Origin of the sequence: Paenibacillus zeirhizosphaerae, from assembly GCF_030705605.1 — a bacterium.
Lineage (GTDB): Bacteria > Bacillota > Bacilli > Paenibacillales > Paenibacillaceae > Paenibacillus > Paenibacillus zeirhizosphaerae.
This window is the reverse complement of the sequence record NZ_JAPCKK010000031.1, coordinates 251,024-270,171: the sequence shown is the minus strand read 5'-3', so window position 1 is coordinate 270,171 and position 19,148 is coordinate 251,024. Positions and strand designations below refer to the sequence as shown.

Here is a 19,148-nt window from a genome sequence, read left to right as displayed (position 1 = left end):
CAGTCCCAAAAGTCATGAAAATGGCTTAGGGCGCCCCTTTTTCAATTTTGTTAAACCAGAAGATTGCGTTCCAGATGTTCTTGTTAAGTAGGGGTCTGCACGCAGCAGCGGAGAGAACGAAGCAATTCCGGAAAAGCGGAGCGGTCCCCTTTGGCCCGAAGGGTCAACAGGGATTGTAGGAATGCTTCGTTCTCGGAGCGTCTCCCCACGCACGAAAAGAGTGCCCCCGGTCAAGAGCCTTTGGGGACACCATCGAAGTTGAATTGTATGTATTTGTAAGGTTTATCATTCCTTTTACATAGGATTAACCCCTCTATGATACTCAAGAAGTATGATAGTGCTTGTTTCCAAGCGATACATAACAACAATCTATTACAAAGGGGTCTGTGTAAGTGAAAAACAAATTCAAGCTTTTTGTCCCATTCATGTTGGCCATCGGGCTGTTGGCCGGATGTGGCTCCGGTAATGCAACTACAAACAGCAACGCTTCAGGAACGGGTGAATCATCTGGTGAGGCTTCCTCTGGAAATAAGGAAATCCAGGAGCTCAAGGTGAGCTTTGTTCCATCCAAGGACCCGGAGCAAATCATTACGACAACCGAGCCGCTCAAGGAATTGTTGAAAAAACAGCTGCAGACCGAAGGTTACACAGTAGGTAACGTGGACATTAATGTCGGAACGACTTACGAAGCGGTGGGTGAAGCACTGGCAGCCGGCACAACAGACATTGGCTTCATTCCAGGCGGAACGTATGCTTTGTACGATGACGGCGCAGATGTGATATTGACGGCAACCCGTGCAGGGCTGTCCAATGATTCGGACGCTCCGAAGGATTGGAATGCCAATAAGCCGACAGAGCCGACGGACGAGCAGGTAACCTATTACCGAAGTCTTTTTATAACCGGGCCTACTGAGAAGGGAAAGGCTTTGGCTGAAAAAGTGAACAGCGGCGAAGAGCTGACCTGGGATGATTTGAATCGTGCAAACTGGGCTGTCATGTCTTCCTCTTCCTCTGCCGGATATATTTATCCGACGCTGTGGCTTCAGGAGCATTACCAGAAAAGCATAACCGACCTTGCTCATGTGGTTCAATCGGATTCCTACGGCAGCTCGTTTGCTCGGCTGTCCGCAGGTCAGGCGGACGTTATCGTGGCTTATGCCGATGCAAGAAGAGATTATGCGGAGCAATGGACAACTGACTTCGGACGGAAGGGTGCGATCTGGGACGAAACGAATGTGATTGGCGTAACGCAGCCGATTTACAACGATACCATCAGTGTCAGCAAAAACAGTGCGCTCATGAACGATGAGTTTAAAGCAGCTCTGCAAAGAGCCTTTGTCGCTATTGCCCAGACGGATGAAGGGAAAGACGTCATTGCGGTCTATACCCATGAAGGCTACAAGGAAGCACAAGCATCCGACTATGATGGCGAAAGAAAAGCGCAAGAGCTGTTGAGAAGCATGAAAGCAGCTCCATGATTGAATTTATTCATGTGGATAAGACCTATGCCAACGGGACGGCCGCGCTGCGCGACATTAATCTGAGGATTGAGCAGGGCGAATTTGTAGCGGTCATCGGTTTGTCCGGGGCAGGAAAATCGACGCTGATTCGCTGTATTAACCGGATGCATGAGATTACAGGCGGCACATTGATGGTGGATGATGTGGATGTGGCCAAGCTAAAGGGCAGGGAGATCCGCCGTTTCCGCCGCCGCATCGGGATGATTTTTCAATCCTTCAACCTCGTAACGAGAACCACGGTGCTTAAAAATGTGCTGGTCTCCTTTGTGCCTGAGCTTCCGTATTGGCGGAAATGGACAGGCATCTATACCAGGGAGCAGAAGATCAAAGCGCTGGAGGCTCTTGATAAGGTAGGAATTCTGGATAAGTCCTTTGTTCGTGTAGACCAGCTATCCGGCGGCCAGCAGCAGCGAGTTGCTCTGGCACGGACATTGGCTCAGAGCCCCGACATCATTCTTGCGGATGAGCCGATTGCATCGCTGGACCCGGTGACTGCCCGGGTGGTGATGGATGATTTCAAAAACATAAATAAGGCCATGAGCATTTCCGTCATCATGAACATTCACCACGTGGACATGGCTCTGGAATATGCGGACCGGATCATCGGCATTAGCCAAGGGGAAGTTGTTTTTGACGGGGAAGCATCCAAGGTAACACCGGAAATCCTGCAGCATATTTATGGCGGCCAATGGGAGGGGGAGAAGCATGATTGACAAGATCCTCCCGCCTCAATCCATAAAGCTGCCAAACGGCAAAGTTGTTCTGCAAAAAAGGTCCTGGACGCCTTTAGTTCTGCTGATGCTGTTGATCTGCACCATGGCATCCGTACAATTTACCGACTTTAACATAGACATGCTTGTTGCACGCATCGGCCAATTTTTTGTGATTATCGGTGACATGATTCCTCCGAATTGGGGCAGCTTCGCCGGGATCTGGGAGCCGCTGCTGGATACGCTCAAGATGTCCCTGCTCGGTTCCATGATCGGAGCCGTGCTGGCACTTCCCACAGCCGTGCTGGCCTCTTCGAACATTGTTCACAGCCAAGTGATTGTGGTCATCTGCAAAACGGTGCTCAGCCTTCTGAGAACACTGCCTACACTTGTGACCGCCTTGATTGCAACCTTTATTTTTGGACTCGGCCCTATGGCGGGAACGGTTGCGATTATGCTTTTTACCTTGTCCTATGTCGGGAAGCTGGTGTATGAACAAATTGAAAATGTCGATATGGGCGCGTTTGAAGCGATGGAGTCTCTGGGGATGACAAGAATTCAGGCGTTTCGTTATGCGGCTCTTCCCCAGGTGCTTCCGGGTTATCTGTCGACTTCCCTGTTTTGCTTTGAGGGAAACGTTCGTTATGCGGCTATTCTGGGTTACGTCGGAGCCGGAGGAATCGGGCTGCTCATCAATGAGAACCTGGGCTGGCGGGATTATTCGGGCGTTGGCATGATTATTCTGGCCTTAATCGTCACCGTATATCTGATTGAGACGATTAGCGAGCATTTCCGGAAAAAGCTGATATAAGGGAGAAAATCGGGTTATGACGACAATAGAAAAGCAACTGCTTGCTGCTCCGCGCCATCATCGCTATATCATCACTATTATTGCTGTCGTCCTTGTGCTGTTTGTATGGTCCTTGACGGCTGTAAGCTTTCAGGAAATGGATCAAAGCGGTGCCCGGATTGCGCTTAATATTTTTAAAGGGCTTGTGCAGCCGGACCTCGGTCTGCTTTTCAACTTTACGGAACAGGGTGTTGTATATCTGTTGGTGCAAACGGTTGCCATTGCTTTTCTGGGCACTCTTGTGGGGGCGGTGTTGGCGGTTCCGCTCGCTTTTTTGGCGGCTTCCAATATCGTCCCCAAGCCAGTCTCCTGGCTTACGAGGCTTGTGCTCATTACGATCCGGACGATTCCCGCGCTCGTATACGGCTTGATGCTGATTCGGGTGACAGGGCCGGGGCCCTTTGCTGGGGTTCTTACGGTGGGTCTTGTCTCGATCGGAATGCTTGCCAAGCTGTTTGTGGATGCGATTGAGGAGCTGGATACCCGCGTCCTGGAATCGATGACCTCCATCGGCTGCACAACATTTGAAAAGATCAGGTTCGGGATCGTGCCGCAGTTGTTATCTGTCTTTTCATCGGTCATGATCTACCGGTTCGATATGAATATGCGTGAGGCCTCCATCCTGGGACTGGTTGGTGCCGGGGGAATTGGCGCACCGCTTATTTTTGCTATGAGGAGTTATAAATGGAGTCAGGTGGGTGCCATTCTGATCGGGCTTGTTGTGCTTATTTTAATCATCGAATGGTTATCCAACCGGCTTCGCTCTAAATTGGTGAAAGGATAGTAAAGGTTGGGCTTCAGCGAGGGAGACGCTTCGAGAACGAAGCATTCCTACAATCGCTGTTGCCCCTTTGGGGCAAAGGCGAACGCTTCGCTTTTCCGGAATTGCTTCGTTCTCTCCGCTGCTCCGTGCATATCCCAGCCTAAATAAAACTGACTCCGGTAACGGCAGCCTGGTGTTTGTTCAAATTTAAATGCCACCGATTACTCGCCAGTTATGATTGGCACGGGCTGTCACGGTTTGCTTTGCGCGGATATAGTCGGCAAGCAGCTCCGCTATGTCTGTTGGCAGCTCTCGGATGATGGGTTTGCCCCGGAACATGTCGAACCCGCCTCCGCCCCCCGCTCGGTAGTTGTTCATTACGACCTCGTACTCCGCTTCGGACAGCATGGGTGCGCCATCCATTTCCAGCCGAACTACCCGTTGTCCCGGGGGACGGGAAACGTCCAGGACGTATTCGATGCCTTCCCACATGTCATAGTTATAGGGCTGGGGCTTCGGCAGCAGGAACGCTGGATTTACTCCGATGCGACCGTCTTGCTCCAGTATGAAATACTCAGCCGATTTTTCCAGCGCTTCCCGGATATCCCGACCTGTCACCCGCAGGACACGGAGTGTGTTGGGGAACTTGTAATTGGCGAGGATGTCCCGCATAGAGATGTGTTCACCGAAACCGGGAGTATGTTCGTCAAACAATGCTGTACAGGAGATCGGAGCTCCGCTTACCTCCATCTGTACCCGATTGATCCACTCAATGAATGGATGCTCCTCCAGCCGCGCTTTACGCACATTCATAATGAGCATATCTCCGGCCGTTTCACCGAGGGTCTGATCCAGCCATTGCTGCAGGCGCGCTTCAACCGGAGCCGTCAGCTCCAGAATCCGGCCCAGCGGCTCAACCTTTCCGGCAGGAATCAGCTCCGAATGTGTGGAGACCACCCTCCAGCGCTGCTTGTCCCCTGTAGTCCGGGCCTGGGATGATGTCTCTTGAATACCGCCGCTCTCCAGCTCAAGGATGACTCTTCCCAGGAATTGGCCCTGCGTCCCGGGCTGTATGACAGCTACGCCATGCAGATGTATTCCTTCGACATGCCTGTGCTGATGTCCGGTCAATAGTACATCGATTCCTTCAACCTCCTGGCAGAGAGCGCTGCCCTGGTTCTCTCCTGTCAGCGCTTCGGTGGGCTCACCGGTCAGCAAATCCCGTTCAAAGCCGCCATGATAAGCAACGACTACAACATCCGCCGCTTCCTGATTCCGCAGATAAGGAACCCAAAGCTTTGCACATGCAACCGGGTCCTCGAAGCGAAGTCCTTCAATATGCTCGGGCAGTTCCCACATCGGGATGTGTGCGGTCGTCAGGCCCAGAACGGCAATCCGGATGCCATCCGGGGTATCGTGAACCAGATAGGGCCTGCCAAAGGCGGGCTCACCGGTTGCGGCGGACAAAATGTTGGCTGACAGCCAGGGAAAGACCGATTGCCGCATAGCCTCCTGCAAATAGGAAAGCCCGAAATTGAATTCGTGGTTGCCTACAACTGCGGCACAGCAGCCGGCCGCATTCAGACACGATATCATTACATTTTCCACGGAGCTGTCAACTTTAGCCTGGTAATAGGCGAGCGGCGAGCCCTGAAGGTTGTCGCCATTGTCCACATAAAGCATATGGTCGCCCCATAGCCTGCGTTGTCCCTCGATCAGACCTGCAATGCGGGCAAATCCGAGATCGGAAGGCCCATCCTCCGTATACGAGTAGGGCTGAATAAAGCCGTGGATATCACTTGTCGTCAAGATGGCGACCCGGCGGCGTGTTTCTGTTGTCATACCTGTGTCCCTCCTTCTGTAGATTCTTATTAGAATAGCGTCTGGCCATTTTTTTTGCGTACACAGTATGTAAATGAAGTGTAAAAACTGCCCTGCCGTCAGCAGACGGAGGGCAGTCTTGGGGTTGTACTTTGTCCTATTTTAACTGGCAAGAGCCGCAGAGGCTGAGAGAGGAGTAGGGCTTGCTTGGTAAAGCTTGCTTTGAAAATCCGTTATAGCTGCGCTGGCGGCGGAGATGGTAACCGACTGTGTCAGCGCATTGCTGCTTCCCTGCTTCAAACGCAGACTGGCTGCGCCGGAAATGCCGGCCTTCAGTTGGAAGGTCAGCGATTGCTCGGCGCTGCCTTCATGGTTGGCAGTCAATGTGAAGGCCGGACTGTAGCCGTAGGATGACCAGCCGCCATCCTCAGCTTGGAAGCGGGCGATTTGCTCACCACCGGGCAGATACATGCCAACGCTTAGGCCAGAGAGCGTTTCTCCCGCCTTAAGCCCGTTTACCTTGAGGGTCATGGTATACGTTCCGCCTGCGGCCAGGTCATTCGGGAGCGTGAAGCTGAAGCCGGTCGGTTCACCGGGGCTTTGCGTCGAGCCGTACGAGCCGGGCTTGAACGTCGTCGGGTCGTACCACAGGTAACCGGCTTCTGGATCGTCCCATGGCTCGGCTTGCGGTTCCGTCGAAGCGGACGGTGCTTCCATAGCGAGCAGGGAGGTCGGTGAATCCAGTGTCAGGCCGTCCACCTGGTCCAAGCTGGTGTAATCCTCCTGCATGGCGAGCCATTTAACCGTATTAACGAGAAAGATGCCGTCGTCTACTTCTTTGAAGCCGTCGTAGGTCTTTTTAGATGTGCCTGTTTCTTCGCGCAGGTACTTGGGGGTAGCGTCTTCCACCGGCGAGGAGTCACCAATGAACGCTGCTTTGCCAAGGCCCAGCTTGGAGATAGCCGCATAGGCACCTTCCGCGCGGCCTCCGCCATTGTAGACGCCCTGATCGACCGCGTAACCCCAAGGGGAAACGCCGCTTTCAGGGAGATACACGAGCCCCTTCGCTTGATCGGGGTCAAGAATGGCGATCGTCGAACCGGCATGCATAGCGACAGCATCAACGCCGGATGTAATGCCGAAAGCCTGGGCGGGTTCAACAATGTCGGTGGCACTTACGTCGCCAATTGCGTTGTAGCGGAAGCGGAGCCCGAAGTTATCGGCCAGCCAGTCCGAGCTGCTCACATCATCCATGGCAGGCGAGGCGGCCTCGGCGGCCGTCATGCCAAGTGCCGGATTGGCGTAGGCTCCCCGGCGGTAGCCGTTCATGACCTCGGAAGCATCCCAGCGGTTTTTGTTCCGGTCAGCGTTATAGTGGTCGGCGATGAAGAACAGACCGCCGCCTTCATTGACGAACTGCAGTATAGCCTCCTGTTCCGCTTGCTTGAATGGAATGTTGGCTTCGCCGACGATAAATACGTCGTAGTCCTTGAGCTTGTTATACGTGATGGCTTGTTCTCCGAATGTGTAGGGAATGGAGCGGTCAAGCTGATCGACTTCAAACTGCTCAGCAGCCAAGGCGTTAGCGAAATCTGAGAAGGCTCCCTCAATAACCCAGTCTGCGGCCCCAGCCGTTTGGCCATGCGTATTGTCGAACAGTACTTTTTTGCCCATACCGCCTTCTAATGGCGGAACGTCGCCCGGATCAGTGCCATCGCCGCCTCCACCGTCATCTCCGCCGGGAGTGCCGCCGCCATCCTCATCCGATGCCAGCGTTATGCTGGTAGGGCTTTTTATACCCGGAAAGCTATTGTAGGCGGCCAGTGTGCCAGTCACCCGGATTTTGGTGCCAATCAGGTCGGGATTTGTCTGCAGGCCATATTCTGCTCGGTAGTCAGTGGTCAATTGCACATCCATGAGCTTGGTCTTGTCCTGTTCATCGGCAGCGTCTGCAAGCAGCACATTGTAATCATTAGCGAAAGGGGCCTCAAAATCCGCGGCATAGGAGCCGGAAGCATGTCCGACGATATAACCTTCCACTGTTGCCTGACTACCGCTGTTTCCCTGCGTAATCGCTTCGCTGACGGTTAACACATCCGCGGCGAATGTCCGTTGTACTCCAGTTCCTGCCCATCCTGTAATTACGATTGTGAGCATGAGCAGCAGGCTTGCTCCTTGTTTGAACCATCGCTTTCTCAATGCAATATCCCTCCCGAATGGAATTTTTTTGAACCCATCTAGAGAGTAACAGAGAAATGATGATTGTTGACCCTAATTTTGTAATAAAACTATAAAATTTCGGGAAAATAGTTCTTTTTTCATATGTAACCGCAGGTATATGCAATTGCAGGCTGGAAATGAGCAGCCCCCGGCCGGATAAGTGGTCGGGGGCTGCTGCGCGTTACACCGGATCAGCCTTTCACAGCCCCGGCGACAACGCTTTTCACGATATATTGTTAGCCTAACATCTGGGTACTGTTAGCAAGACTTCTTCCGCTACGGTTCTAGATATACATGTTACACCGCTTGGCTGTTCGAGTAGAACACAGTCGGCAGGAGGTACTGGAACACAAGTTGCCCCTGATGGAAGCTGGAGCGGTACACATGGTATTGGACCATTATAATTGATGGGTACGCATGTGATAACAGGGACGGGCAGCTCCGTAGGGCCGCAAACTGGCACGGTAACAGAACGCATGAATGGTACACATGTTGGGCCTATCGGAGCTACCGGTTTCTTGGCATCACACAACACCATGTCCAATTTATTGCTCAGCACCCAGTCCTTTTTTACGGTTTCCTTCAGGGTTTTACGGATGCTGTCATTTACAGCCAACAAGTCCCCAATGGTAGGTGGCACTGCCAATGATACGCCAGGTAGCGTACCCAATACGTATTGCAGCTTCTCTCCCTCGGCATTCAGGATGTGGCTTAACCCCAGCTCCTCCATCGCAATGGACGCGATGATCAGCGTTATCGCTTCTTCTCTTGTGATGTCGATCGTCGATGTAATATTTGGTATATTAGCTTGTGACAATCCATTCACTCCCTTTCTAAGGTACAATTGCAAGCTGGAAATGAGCAGCCCCCGGCCGGATCAGCGGTCGGGGGCTGCTGCGCGTTACACCGGATCAGCCTTTCACAGCCCCGGCGACCACGCTTTTCACGATATATTGTCAGCCTAACATCTGGGTGCTGTTAGCAAGACTTCTTCCGCTACGGTTCTAGATATACATGTTACACCGCTTGGCCCTGCGGATAGAACACAGCCGGCAGGAGGTACGGGAACACAGGTTGCACCTGATGGAAGTTGGAGCGGTACACATGGTATTGGACTGTTATAATTAATGGGTACGCATGTTATAACAGGGCCGACCACGGTAGGGCCGCAAAGTGGAAACTCAGTAGTATACATGAATGGTACACATGTTGGGCCTATCGGAGCTACCGGTTTCTTGGCATCACACAACACCATGTCCAATTTATTGCTCAGCACCCAGTCCTTTTTTACGGTTTCCTTCAGGGTTTTACGGATGCTGTCATTTACAGCCAACAAGTCCCCAATGGTAGGTGGCACTGCCAATGATACGCCGGGTAGCGTACCCAATACGTATTGCAGCTTCTCTCCCTCGGCATTCAGGATGTGGCTTAACCCCAGTTCCTCCATCGCAATGGACGCAATGATCAGCGTTATCGCTTCTTCTCTTGTGATGTCGATCGTCGATGTAATGTTGGGTATATTAGCTTGAGACATTCAATCAATCACTCCTTTTTCTTAGGTGTACAACAATCTATTCACCCATATATTATTAGGTATGGGTAATGGTGGATTAAGAGAAAATTAAATTAAACAGATAGCACTGCGAGTGTGAAAGGTACAACTGCAAGTTGGAAATGAACAGCCCCCGGCCGGATCAACGGTCGGGGGCTGCTGGGCGTTACACCGGATCAGCCCTTCACGGCTCCGGCGACCACGCCTTTCACGATATATTTTTGCAGGAAGATGAAGACGATGATGGATGGCAGGACGGCCATAACCATCGCGGTCATGGCATATTGCCAATCTGAGGTGTACTGACCGACGAAGGTGTAGGCCGCAAGTGTCAACGTCTTCGTATCCGGCGAACCGTTGACCATAAGCAGCGGCAGCAGGAAGTCGTTCCAGATCCACATGACATCAATAATGATAATAGTTGCTGTGACTGATTTCAGCAGCGGGAAGATGACGGAGAAGAACATGCGGAAGCCGGAGGCTCCGTCGATCTTGGCGCTTTCGTCGATCTCCAGCGGTATGCCCTTCACGAATCCGTGGTAGATGAACACCGCGAGCGGAGCGCCGAAGCCCCAGTACAGCAGGCCCAGTCCCCAGGTGCTGTCAGACAGGTGCAGGTCCTTGGCCATGCGCAGCACAGTCAGCATGATGGACTGGAACGGAATGAGCATCGGCATGATACACAGAATATAGATCACTGCGCTCCAACGGGACTTCGTCCGCGCCAGCTTGTAAGCAGCGATAGAAGAGATGAAGATGATGCCGGCCAATCCCAGTATGGTAATAATTGTGTTATTGATAAAGAGCTTCGGATAGTTGATAAATTCCCATACATAAGCATAATTCTCAAAGCTCAGCTTTTGTGGCAGTGCAACGACATCCGTCATGACCTCGCCAAAGCTTTTGAACGAGTTATTCACCGCGAGGAACAGCGGATATAGGAATAAAATCGATAGAATAATCATCCCGATCTCAAGCAGGATGCGCCCGGCTCTGCTCTTTTTCATCAGGCTTCAACCTCCCTGCGTTTGAAAATGGACAACTGGATTACGGTGATCACCAGCACCGCGACGAACAGAATCAACGCCTTGGCCGTTCCATAACCATACAGGTTGTTCTGGAACGTATCCCGGTAAATATCATAAGCGATGCTGTAGGTGGTGCCCCCTGGTCCGCCCCCGGTCAGCGACAGGATGACGTCGAACACCTTGATGGAGTTGGTCAGTGCCATGAAGACAGAAATCGTAATGGATGGAGCCAGCAATGGCAGCACGATGCTGAAAAATCTGCGGACCGGACCTGCACCGTCCACAATCGCCGCTTCCTTAAGGTCCTCAGGCACCGCCTGCAGTCCCGCAATATAAATCACCATATAAAATCCGATGGACTGCCAGATGGAGACGGCCAATATGGAGATAAAGGCAAGCCCTTCCTCTCCGAGCCAGCTAAGCTGAAAAATACCCCAGCCTGTGCTTGCGCCCAGTGATTCAAACCCCTGCATGAAGATGAATTTCCAGATAAAACCGACGATGACAAGGCTGAGAATATAGGGGACGAAGAAGGCCGCCCGCAGCCAGGCCGAGCTTTTCAGCTTCATATCCAGCACAACCGCCAGCAGAATCGCCAGCACATTCACCAGAACGATGTACAGAATCGCATACTTGACGGTGAACCAGGCCGCATTGGCAAAATTGGCATCACCCATCAGGATTTGCTTGAAGTTATCCAAGCCGACAAATTTCGGATGCTTGGAAATTCCGTTCCACTGTGTAAGGGAATATCGTATGGTCATCAGAAAAGGAACATAGAAGGCGATAATCACGCACAGTAATACCGGCCATGTGAACAGCCCGAATTCGAACCTGTCGGCCCATTTTCTCCCTTGTTTGAACATAGCGCACCTCTTTTAACATTCAAATTGTGTCCGTTATTGCCGATCTGCAAATGAGAGTCCCTTCGGCTATAATGAATTATAGATCAGGGGGGATACCGCCAAAATGGATTTAAGAAAACAGTTAAGGGTAAAAATGTGTACGCTTTCAAAAGGGGACTGAAAGAGATGAGTAAGCGGGGGATGGGGACTGTAACGAGAATCAAAGAACGGATTACACAGCGACTGGTCAACAAGCTCGTGCTGCTGTTCACCTCTATCATTGTGCTGGTGGTCGGGTCGCTGACGGTTATTTCCTATCATATCGTCGAGAAGGAATCGGTGGAGAACAGCATAGCAAGCACGACGAACAATCTGCTGCTGGTGAACCAGAACCTGGAGGATTATGTACAGGGGATGGAGCAGCTTGCGGTGCCGCAGCTTCAATACAATGAAATTATGAACGCGATTCTGGACGAGGACCAGGACTATTCCTCCCAGATGGTTATTGACATGTATTTGCGGAGTATGTTTTATTCAAGAAATGATTTGAAAGCGATTTATTTGTATAATGTCAATCAGCATAAATATCATACGGTATCCAAGGAAGCGTATACGATTTCTGTCCGGCAGGGGTATAACGAGGACATTCCCGCGCAGAGCTGGTATAAGGCCGCCGTGGATAGCACACGCAATCAGTCCTTCCAGTCTCTGGCTCTGCCGGATACGGAGACAGGCTACCCTGTTGAAAGAGAGGACACATTTATGGCTTACCATCGGGTGCTGCGGTCGATCTCTTCCCGGGAGCCCTTAGCGGTCCTGTCTTTTTATTATAAGGATTCGGGCAGGCAGGACATCATGAAGGATATCCCGGTGGCGGAGGGAGACCATTTGCTATTGCTCAGTCCAGATGATGTACCTTTCTATACGGATGATCAGGCGTTATATGCGCGGATGAGACAGGCAGGGATGCTGGATAAAATGAGCGACGGGCAAAACGGGCAATTCACGTGGACCGACGGGGACGAGGAATATCTGGTCATCTATAATACCGGAGAGCATGAAGGCTGGAAGCTGGTCAAGCCGATTCCATATCGGTCTATCTATGAAACGGCTACGGCTACACGGAACTGGGGCTATGTGATCGGAGGCCTATTTCTGATTATTGCTGTCATTCTGGTTACATTAACCTCCAATGCGATCACGCGCCCGCTCGACAGGCTTTCCTGGCAAATGAAGCGGTTCAGCGGCGGTGACTTCGAAGCGGAAGCTCCTGTGAAGGGAAATGACGAGATTGCCTATCTGTCCCGCCACTTCAACGAAATGGTGAAGCGCACGAACGACCTGATCAACGAGCGCTACAAAATGAAGCTGGCCGAGAAGAACGCGATTTTGAAAGCGCTTGAAGCCGAGATCAACCCGCATTTTCTGTATAATGCTCTGCAGGCGATTTCCACCCAGGCGCTGAAACGTGAAATGTTCGATATGGCCGATATGGTGGACGCGCTCGCCCAGACTTTACGCTATTCCATTAACGGGAAAGAGATGGTGTATGCCCGCGATGAGCTGGCTCATATTGAACGTTATCTTGGCTTGCAGAAGGCCCGCTTCGGAAGTCGGCTGCAGGTTGAATATGAATGGGAGGATCGCCTGAAGGACCTGCGGATTCCCCGATTGTCGATTCAGACCCTAGTGGAGAACTCCATCAAGCACGCGCTGGAAAGCATGACGGGCGGCATCCGCATTGTCATTGCGGCCGAGGTGCAGGGAACGCAGGCGCTGATCTCGGTCAGCGACAACGGTCCGGGCATGTCTCCGGGCAGGCTGAAGGAAGTACGGGCTTCCTTTGCCGAGGAGTGGGAAGAACGGGAGAGCGGGAACATCGGACTGAAAAATCTGAACACGCGCCTGAAGCTTTTATACGGGGAAGAGGCGGCCCTGGAGATCAGGACGGACACAACAGGCACCGATATCAAGATGATCCTACCGCAAGGAGGCGACAGTCATGTATAAAGCTTTAATTGTTGATGATGAAGAACCGCTGCGTGAAGCCATCCGCATTCTGGGGGACTGGAAAGGGCTTGGCATCACAGAAGTTTATGAAGCGGAGAACGGGGAAACCGGTCTTGATATGCTGAAGCGGCACAACATCGATCTGGTGATGGTGGACATGAAGATGCCCGGTCTGAACGGGGTGGACCTGCTGCAAATTATGGAACAGGATTACCCGCAGCTTCTGACGATTGTGATCAGCGGATACAACGATTTTGAGTTTACGCGGCAGGCGATTCGTTCGAAGGTCATCGATTATCTCTTGAAGCCGGTGAACCGGACGGATCTGAACCAGGCCTTGCGCAAAGCGATTGATGTGCTGGATGCGAAGCGGAAGAGCGAAAGCGACATTATTACGCAAAATATCACCTTGAACATGTCCCTGCCCAAGCTGAAGGAGAAAATGTATCTGTCTATTGTGGACCGCAGCTTCCGGAGACAGGCCCATGAGGCGTTTCTGCCGTTGATCGGCGCTGATTATCCCGGTAACCGCTTTTTACTGTCCGTGCTGCGCTTGATGAATGTGGATGAGGTACGCCACGCCCGCTTTGGCGACGACCCGGAGCTATTGGATTTTGCGGTGACGAATGTGCTGGCCGAATCGGGAGAGGAACGGCTGCAGTGCTTCAGCTTTGTCAATCCGCGGCGGGAGCGTGAAGTGATCGCCGTGTTTACGATGACGGATGGCCGTGCCGAGGATCTGGCATTCCAGGCGGGGCATAGGGTCCGGAAGGCTGTTGCCTCGCTTCATCAGCTCTTCGGGCTCAAGGCGGTGGCTGGCATCGGCGGGCCTCAGCAGGAGGTGACGAGTCTATCCTCTTCTTATGCTTCCGTGAAGGCCTGGTTTGCCTCGCTGGATGTGCTGAAGCTGAGGGGCGAGCCCTTGGTTCAGACAGCGGAGCAGGCAGTGGCCGCCAACACATGCCCGGTGACAGGCCAACTGACGATGATTCAGAAAGCGTTCGAGACGGGGGGACTCGCACATGCGAAAAACCTGTTGAGCGACTTTATTCACATGATCCGCGCCCGGCAAAAATTCAGCCTGGGTGATGCGGACCGGACGCTGCAGGAATTGGACATGATTTTGCGGGAAGCAGGCGTTAGGCAAGGCATGAATGCGGTGACGGTGGCGCCTGAGGAGGCGCGGAGAAGTGCGGCCGATATCATTTCCATGGATTTCGCCTCATTCGATCAGTTCGCGCAGGTGATGCATCGGATGCTGGAATTCTACAGCCGGCTGGCCGCGGAGGAAGGTGCCGGCGGCAGGCCGTTTGATATCGCCGATATTAAAACCTATATCGATCAGCACTATTTTGAGGACATTAAAATTTCCATGTTCACCGAGAAGTATTTTCTGAGCCGGGAATACCTGATGAAGCTGTTCAAGCAGCAGTTCGGGCACGGTATTCATGAGTATGTGCAGAAGGTGCGGATGAACAAGGCTAAGGAGCTGTTGAACGACCCGGGTCTTAGAATCCAGGAGATTTCGGATATGCTCGGCTACAAGGATAAAAATTACTTCAGCAAGGCGTTCCGTAATTATTATCAGCTGTCTCCTTCCGAGTACCGGGCAAGCTTGCAAACGCAATAGAAAATTGGAAATGATTGCGGAAACAAAATTACTTTTTTACCCTCAACTATTCACTTATCTACATTTCTAATGCAAGCGCTATTCACTACAATGAGCACATGAAAACAAATTAAACGATCAATTGGGGGAATATCGATGTTCAAAAAGTTCGCGGCATTGTCTGGCAGTCTCCTGTTGACAGTCGGCTTACTGAGCGGCTGCGGAGGCGGCGGTAATGAAGCTTCCTCTGACACAGGCGGCAGCGATGATTCGAAACCGGTTACAATTAACATGTTTACCGCTTCTCCTGAGTATACGGACGCCTTTAACGCATACATTGCCGAGTATAAGAAGGTGAAGCCGAATGTTACGATAAATCTGGAAATTATGCAGTCCGACTACAACACCATCCTGAAATCCAAAATTGCATCAGGCAGCACGCCGGATGTATTCCAGACCACCGCCGGCGGCGACATTGACACGTATGCGGATTACAGTGCGGATCTGACGAACGAGCCGCTGGCCGCAGCGATGACGGATGCGGTGCGCGCCAATATGAGCTCCTCGGACGGCAAAGTGCTTGGCCTGCCAGTGAAGGGCAATCTGTTTGCCCTGATCTACAACAAGGATCTACTGGAGCAGGCTGGTGTTACGACACCACCAAAGACGGTTGCCGAAATGCAGGATGCAGTTACGAAGCTGCAAGCCAAAGGCATTACGCCATTCGCCAACGCTTATAAAGAATGGTGGGTATGGAAGCATATCTTCATGCACTATGTAAATACCGCCGCTCAAGATGCGGGTGTGGAACCGAAGCAGCTTGTCAGCGACTTTATCGCAGGCAAGGCGCATATCAAGGATTATCCGGTGCTGTACAACAACTTCTTTTCCTTTATCGATTTGACTATAGCCAATGGCACCGACAAACCGCTTGAACGCGACAGCAATGCGGAAGTGAGCGATTTTGCTCAAGGCAAGGCTGCGTTTATGACAGGTAAAGGTGCATGGGATGAGGAAGCGCTCAAGAAAATCACCCCTGAGCTGAAGATCGGCATTATGGGTTATCCGGTCAGCGACAAGCCTGAGCAGTCGCAAATTGTAACCGGTGCGGACCAGGCGTTGCGCATTAACGTGGATTCCCCGGTTAAGGATGAGACGATTGCCTTTTTCAACTGGCTGTATACATCAGATTATGGCAAAAGCTGGTTCTCCGATGTAGCGAAGGTGATTCCGCCGATCAAGGAAGCTCCGCTGCCTGACCTGGATATGCCGAAGCAAATGGAAGAAATTTTGAAAACGGAGTCGTCCGGCGATCTGTCCGTTAACTACTCGCTGGATACGTTCCATCAGAAATTCGGTGAGCTGATGCAGGCTTATGTGGGTGGCAATGCGACGAAGGATCAGACGGTCACCGAGATTGAGAAAGCATGGGTTCAACTGGGCTCCGCTCAGTAGGATCAAGACTTATATAAATTGTGGACATAACTCGGCGCATTTGTGCTGAGTTATGTTTGTATACAGAACCTGCGGCGGCAGAACAAGAAGGGATGAGCAGGCAATGAAGGCGGATCGAATCGAGATTGAGGAAAACGGGCTTTATCTGGTACTGGAAGTAACGGAAGAGAAGGATGTGAGGCTGCTGCATTTTGCAGCACAGCCTTATAGAGAAGGCTCCATTCAGGAGCAGCATCAACCGGGATATCGACTGCTTGAGCTGCAGTTGTCTGGTGAGGACCGGGCAGAGTATCACGGAAGGACACACCGGGCATCCTATCCCGGCCTGCGCATGACCTATAGCGGCCACCGAGACGAGCGCAATACGCTGGGCCGCAAGGTTGAAATTAAGCTTGAAGATCCGGTAACCGGGGTAGAGGCGGTGCAGCATCTTCAGTTTTATGAGGGTGTGCAGGTTGTCCGCAGTTGGACGGTACTCAGAAATAACGGCAGCGAGCCGGCAGATGTAGAGTATGTCTCTTCGTTCGCGCTGACGGGACTGGACAAGGAGGGGGAAAGAGACCGTGACGACAAAATGCGGATTTCCATCCCCCACCACGGCTGGCAGAGCGAGCTGCAGTGGAGGACCTATTCGCTGCCTGAGCTGGGCATGTCCCATATGAAGGACAGGGGCTCCAAGCGTGTGTCCTGCAGCAATACCGGTTCATGGTCGGCCGCAGAGCATGTGCCGATGGCCGTGCTGGAGAACAGGGAGGCAGGCTCCAGCCTGTTCTGGCAGATCGAGCATAACGGCTCCTGGCACTGGGAAATTATTGAACAGTCCGATACGCTGACGGTGCTGATCAGCGGTCCAACGGAGCATGACAACCACTGGCTTGTCCGACTCCAGCCTGGCCGGGAATTCACATCAGTTCCGGCTGCAGTTGGCGTGGTTCAGGGTGATTTCGAAGCAGCCGTCGCTCAACTGACCACTTACCGCCGAATCATACGGCGACCTAACCGCGATAATCGGGAGCTGCGGATCATCTTCAATGATTATATGAACTGCCTGTGGGGAAGTCCGACGACGGCCAAGCTCTTGCCTTTGGTAGATGCCGCGGCGGAGGTAGGCTGTGAATATTTCTGTATCGACGCAGGCTGGTATGCGGACGCTGAATGGTGGGACGGTGTAGGTGAGTGGATGCCGTCTGCTGAACGTTTCCCGGAGGGCATAAAGGATGCACTTGATTATATCCGCAGCAAGGGGATGATCCCAGGCTTGTGGCTGGAGCTGGAAGTCATAGGAATGAACAGCCCCAAGCTGGCGGACACGGACGATAACTGGTTTTTCATGAGACATGGCAAACGGGTGAAGGACCGCAGCAGATATCAACTGGATTATCGCCATCCGCAGGTCAGAGCCCATGCCGACGAGGTGATTCGCCGTCTGGTCGAGGACTATGGGGTAGGCTATATCAAAATGGACTATAACATTAATGCAGGGATAGGTACCGAGACGGAAGCGGACAGCTTCGGAGACGGGCTGCTGCAGCATAACCGTGCGTATCTGGCCTGGCTGGACAGCATCTTCGCACGTTATCCCGAGCTGGTCATCGAGAACTGCTCCTCCGGCGGCATGCGGATGGATTATGCGATGCTGAGCAGGCACAGCATCCAGTCCACCAGCGACCAGGAGGATTACATCAAGTACGCCTCCATCGCTGCTGCTTCACCGGCCGCTCTCACTCCCGAGCAGTCTGCTGTATGGTCGTATCCGCTGCGCGAGGGTGACGATGAAGAAGTGATTTTCAATATGGTCAACGCCCTGCTGCTGCGAGTGCATCAAAGCGGACATCTGGCAGAGTTGAGTCCGCGCAGAAAGGCACTGGTCAAGGAAGCGCTGGATGTATATAAAACGATCCGGCAGGATATCCGCGAAGCTCTGCCTTTCTGGCCGCTCGGCTTGCCCACGCCGCAGGATGACTGGATCAGCCTGGGATTGCGCAGCGGGAATAAGCGGTATGTAGCGGTATGGCGGACCGGTGGAGAGAAAGAGACCGTGGTGTTGCCGCTCGATGAATTGAAGGGAAAATCCGCCGATATTCGTTGTCTGTACCCGCAGGGCTATGAATGCTCCTGGATGTGGGATGCGGTGGAGGGCGAGCTTCAGATCAGCATGCCGGGACCGACAGCAGCAAGGCTGCTGGAAATCCAGGTACAGGAATAGTTTTGCAGCTCAATCGTTATTTCCAGAGAGTGTTGCGACAGGGCAAATGATCTGACGAAGCTCCCTCGTATCTATAGGTCAACCGGATTTCCTGGTTGGCCTGTTGCTGGACCGGCTTTTCAGGACCTTGTTTTGAAACTATTCTCCAGCGTATATTGGCAATGGCTCTTGCTATTCAAGTCCGTACTATAATGTTATAGACATTACATAGAATTGTTCGAACTGCTGGGTAATCTGACTTCTATGGAATTATACTGAACTCCGAAAATATTCCTAAGTAACCTATCGAATAATCTACTATCAAAAATGATAAGAGATTATAGATTTGGAAAAGAAAAGGAGAGTGAGGAGAATGGAAGCTACCGCAACCAAAGTTTATAGTTTTAACATCCTTCCGAGAGAAGTCCCCTTCCTCTAAGCCTATGCTTCCGAAGCGAGTTTTGTTCGAAGTTTATTCAGGAAGCAGCGCTCACAAAACTTTGAGCAGGGGATGAATCTCGGTTAGGCGAAGCCTAAATGCACTTGTCTATTGTATGAGGCGGGCACTTTCCTAGTCGAA

At 52.2% G+C, this 19,148-nt stretch carries 14 protein-coding genes; 8 read left to right on the top strand and 6 right to left on the bottom strand.

Translation table 11 applies throughout. The annotated features are described in order from the left end of the window. Positions 1 to 425 precede the first annotated feature (425 nt). The 4 genes from OIN60_RS20410 to phnE (OIN60_RS20395) are packed head-to-tail and all read left to right on the top strand — an operon-like array spanning position 426 to position 3,864. Positions 426 to 1,478 carry a phosphate/phosphite/phosphonate ABC transporter substrate-binding protein gene (locus tag OIN60_RS20410; protein ID WP_305756767.1) on the top strand — a complete coding sequence of 351 codons (1,053 nt, stop codon included), beginning with the start codon at positions 426 to 428 and terminating at the stop codon, positions 1,476 to 1,478. Next, a complete protein-coding gene (gene phnC / locus OIN60_RS20405) occupies positions 1,475 to 2,233 on the top strand; it encodes a phosphonate ABC transporter ATP-binding protein (protein ID WP_305756707.1) in 759 nt (252 codons plus the stop codon). Before OIN60_RS20410 ends, phnC begins: the two co-directional genes overlap by 4 nt. Continuing rightward, positions 2,226 to 3,041 (top strand): phosphonate ABC transporter, permease protein PhnE, encoded by an 816-nt coding sequence (gene phnE / locus OIN60_RS20400; RefSeq protein WP_305756706.1) that lies wholly within the window; start codon positions 2,226 to 2,228, stop codon positions 3,039 to 3,041. Before phnC ends, phnE (OIN60_RS20400) begins: the two co-directional genes overlap by 8 nt. A 16-nt stretch (positions 3,042 to 3,057) precedes the next feature. Continuing rightward, positions 3,058 to 3,864 carry a phosphonate ABC transporter, permease protein PhnE gene (phnE, locus tag OIN60_RS20395; protein WP_305756705.1) on the top strand — a complete coding sequence of 269 codons (807 nt, stop codon included), beginning with the start codon at positions 3,058 to 3,060 and terminating at the stop codon, positions 3,862 to 3,864. 186 nt (positions 3,865 to 4,050) lie between these two features. Here phnE (OIN60_RS20395) and OIN60_RS20390 read toward each other — a convergent pair whose 3' ends face one another. From OIN60_RS20390 to OIN60_RS20365, 6 genes are all read right to left on the bottom strand, one after another. Next, positions 4,051 to 5,685 carry a bifunctional metallophosphatase/5'-nucleotidase gene (locus tag OIN60_RS20390; RefSeq protein WP_305756704.1) on the bottom strand — a complete coding sequence of 545 codons (1,635 nt, stop codon included), beginning with the start codon at positions 5,683 to 5,685 and terminating at the stop codon, positions 4,051 to 4,053. A gap of 141 nt (positions 5,686 to 5,826) precedes the next feature. Next, entirely contained in the window at positions 5,827 to 7,821 is a 1,995-nt protein-coding gene (locus tag OIN60_RS20385) for a DUF6359 domain-containing protein (protein ID WP_305756766.1), read from the bottom strand. A 304-nt stretch (positions 7,822 to 8,125) separates the two neighbouring features. Then, complete coding sequence (locus OIN60_RS20380; protein ID WP_305756703.1) at positions 8,126 to 8,701, bottom strand: alpha-helical endospore appendage domain-containing protein; 576 nt, start codon at positions 8,699 to 8,701, stop codon at positions 8,126 to 8,128. A 144-nt stretch (positions 8,702 to 8,845) separates the two neighbouring features. Next, positions 8,846 to 9,418 (bottom strand): alpha-helical endospore appendage domain-containing protein, encoded by a 573-nt coding sequence (locus OIN60_RS20375; RefSeq protein ID WP_305756702.1) that lies wholly within the window; start codon positions 9,416 to 9,418, stop codon positions 8,846 to 8,848. 194 nt (positions 9,419 to 9,612) lie between these two features. After that, positions 9,613 to 10,443 carry a carbohydrate ABC transporter permease gene (locus OIN60_RS20370; RefSeq protein WP_305756701.1) on the bottom strand — a complete coding sequence of 277 codons (831 nt, stop codon included), beginning with the start codon at positions 10,441 to 10,443 and terminating at the stop codon, positions 9,613 to 9,615. Next, positions 10,443 to 11,330: a carbohydrate ABC transporter permease gene (locus OIN60_RS20365; protein WP_305756700.1), complete on the bottom strand. Its 888-nt coding sequence runs from the start codon at positions 11,328 to 11,330 to the stop codon at positions 10,443 to 10,445. The genes OIN60_RS20370 and OIN60_RS20365 overlap by 1 nt, the downstream gene beginning before the upstream one ends. Before the next feature lie 165 nt (positions 11,331 to 11,495). Between OIN60_RS20365 and OIN60_RS20360 the strand changes: the two genes are divergently transcribed. The 4 genes from OIN60_RS20360 to OIN60_RS20345 all read left to right on the top strand — a co-directional run bounded on the left by OIN60_RS20360 (position 11,496) and on the right by OIN60_RS20345 (position 18,589). After that, positions 11,496 to 13,319 (top strand): sensor histidine kinase, encoded by a 1,824-nt coding sequence (locus OIN60_RS20360; protein ID WP_305756699.1) that lies wholly within the window; start codon positions 11,496 to 11,498, stop codon positions 13,317 to 13,319. Then, positions 13,312 to 14,949 carry a response regulator gene (locus OIN60_RS20355; RefSeq protein ID WP_305756698.1) on the top strand — a complete coding sequence of 546 codons (1,638 nt, stop codon included), beginning with the start codon at positions 13,312 to 13,314 and terminating at the stop codon, positions 14,947 to 14,949. Before OIN60_RS20360 ends, OIN60_RS20355 begins: the two co-directional genes overlap by 8 nt. A 135-nt stretch (positions 14,950 to 15,084) precedes the next feature. Beyond that, positions 15,085 to 16,383, top strand: a complete 1,299-nt coding sequence (locus tag OIN60_RS20350) for an ABC transporter substrate-binding protein (protein ID WP_305756697.1) — start codon at positions 15,085 to 15,087, stop codon at positions 16,381 to 16,383. A 103-nt stretch (positions 16,384 to 16,486) separates the two neighbouring features. Next, the gene (locus tag OIN60_RS20345; protein ID WP_305756696.1) at positions 16,487 to 18,589 is read left to right on the top strand and encodes an alpha-galactosidase; all 2,103 of its coding nucleotides are present in this window, start codon (positions 16,487 to 16,489) and stop codon (positions 18,587 to 18,589) included. Positions 18,590 to 19,148 lie beyond the last annotated feature (559 nt).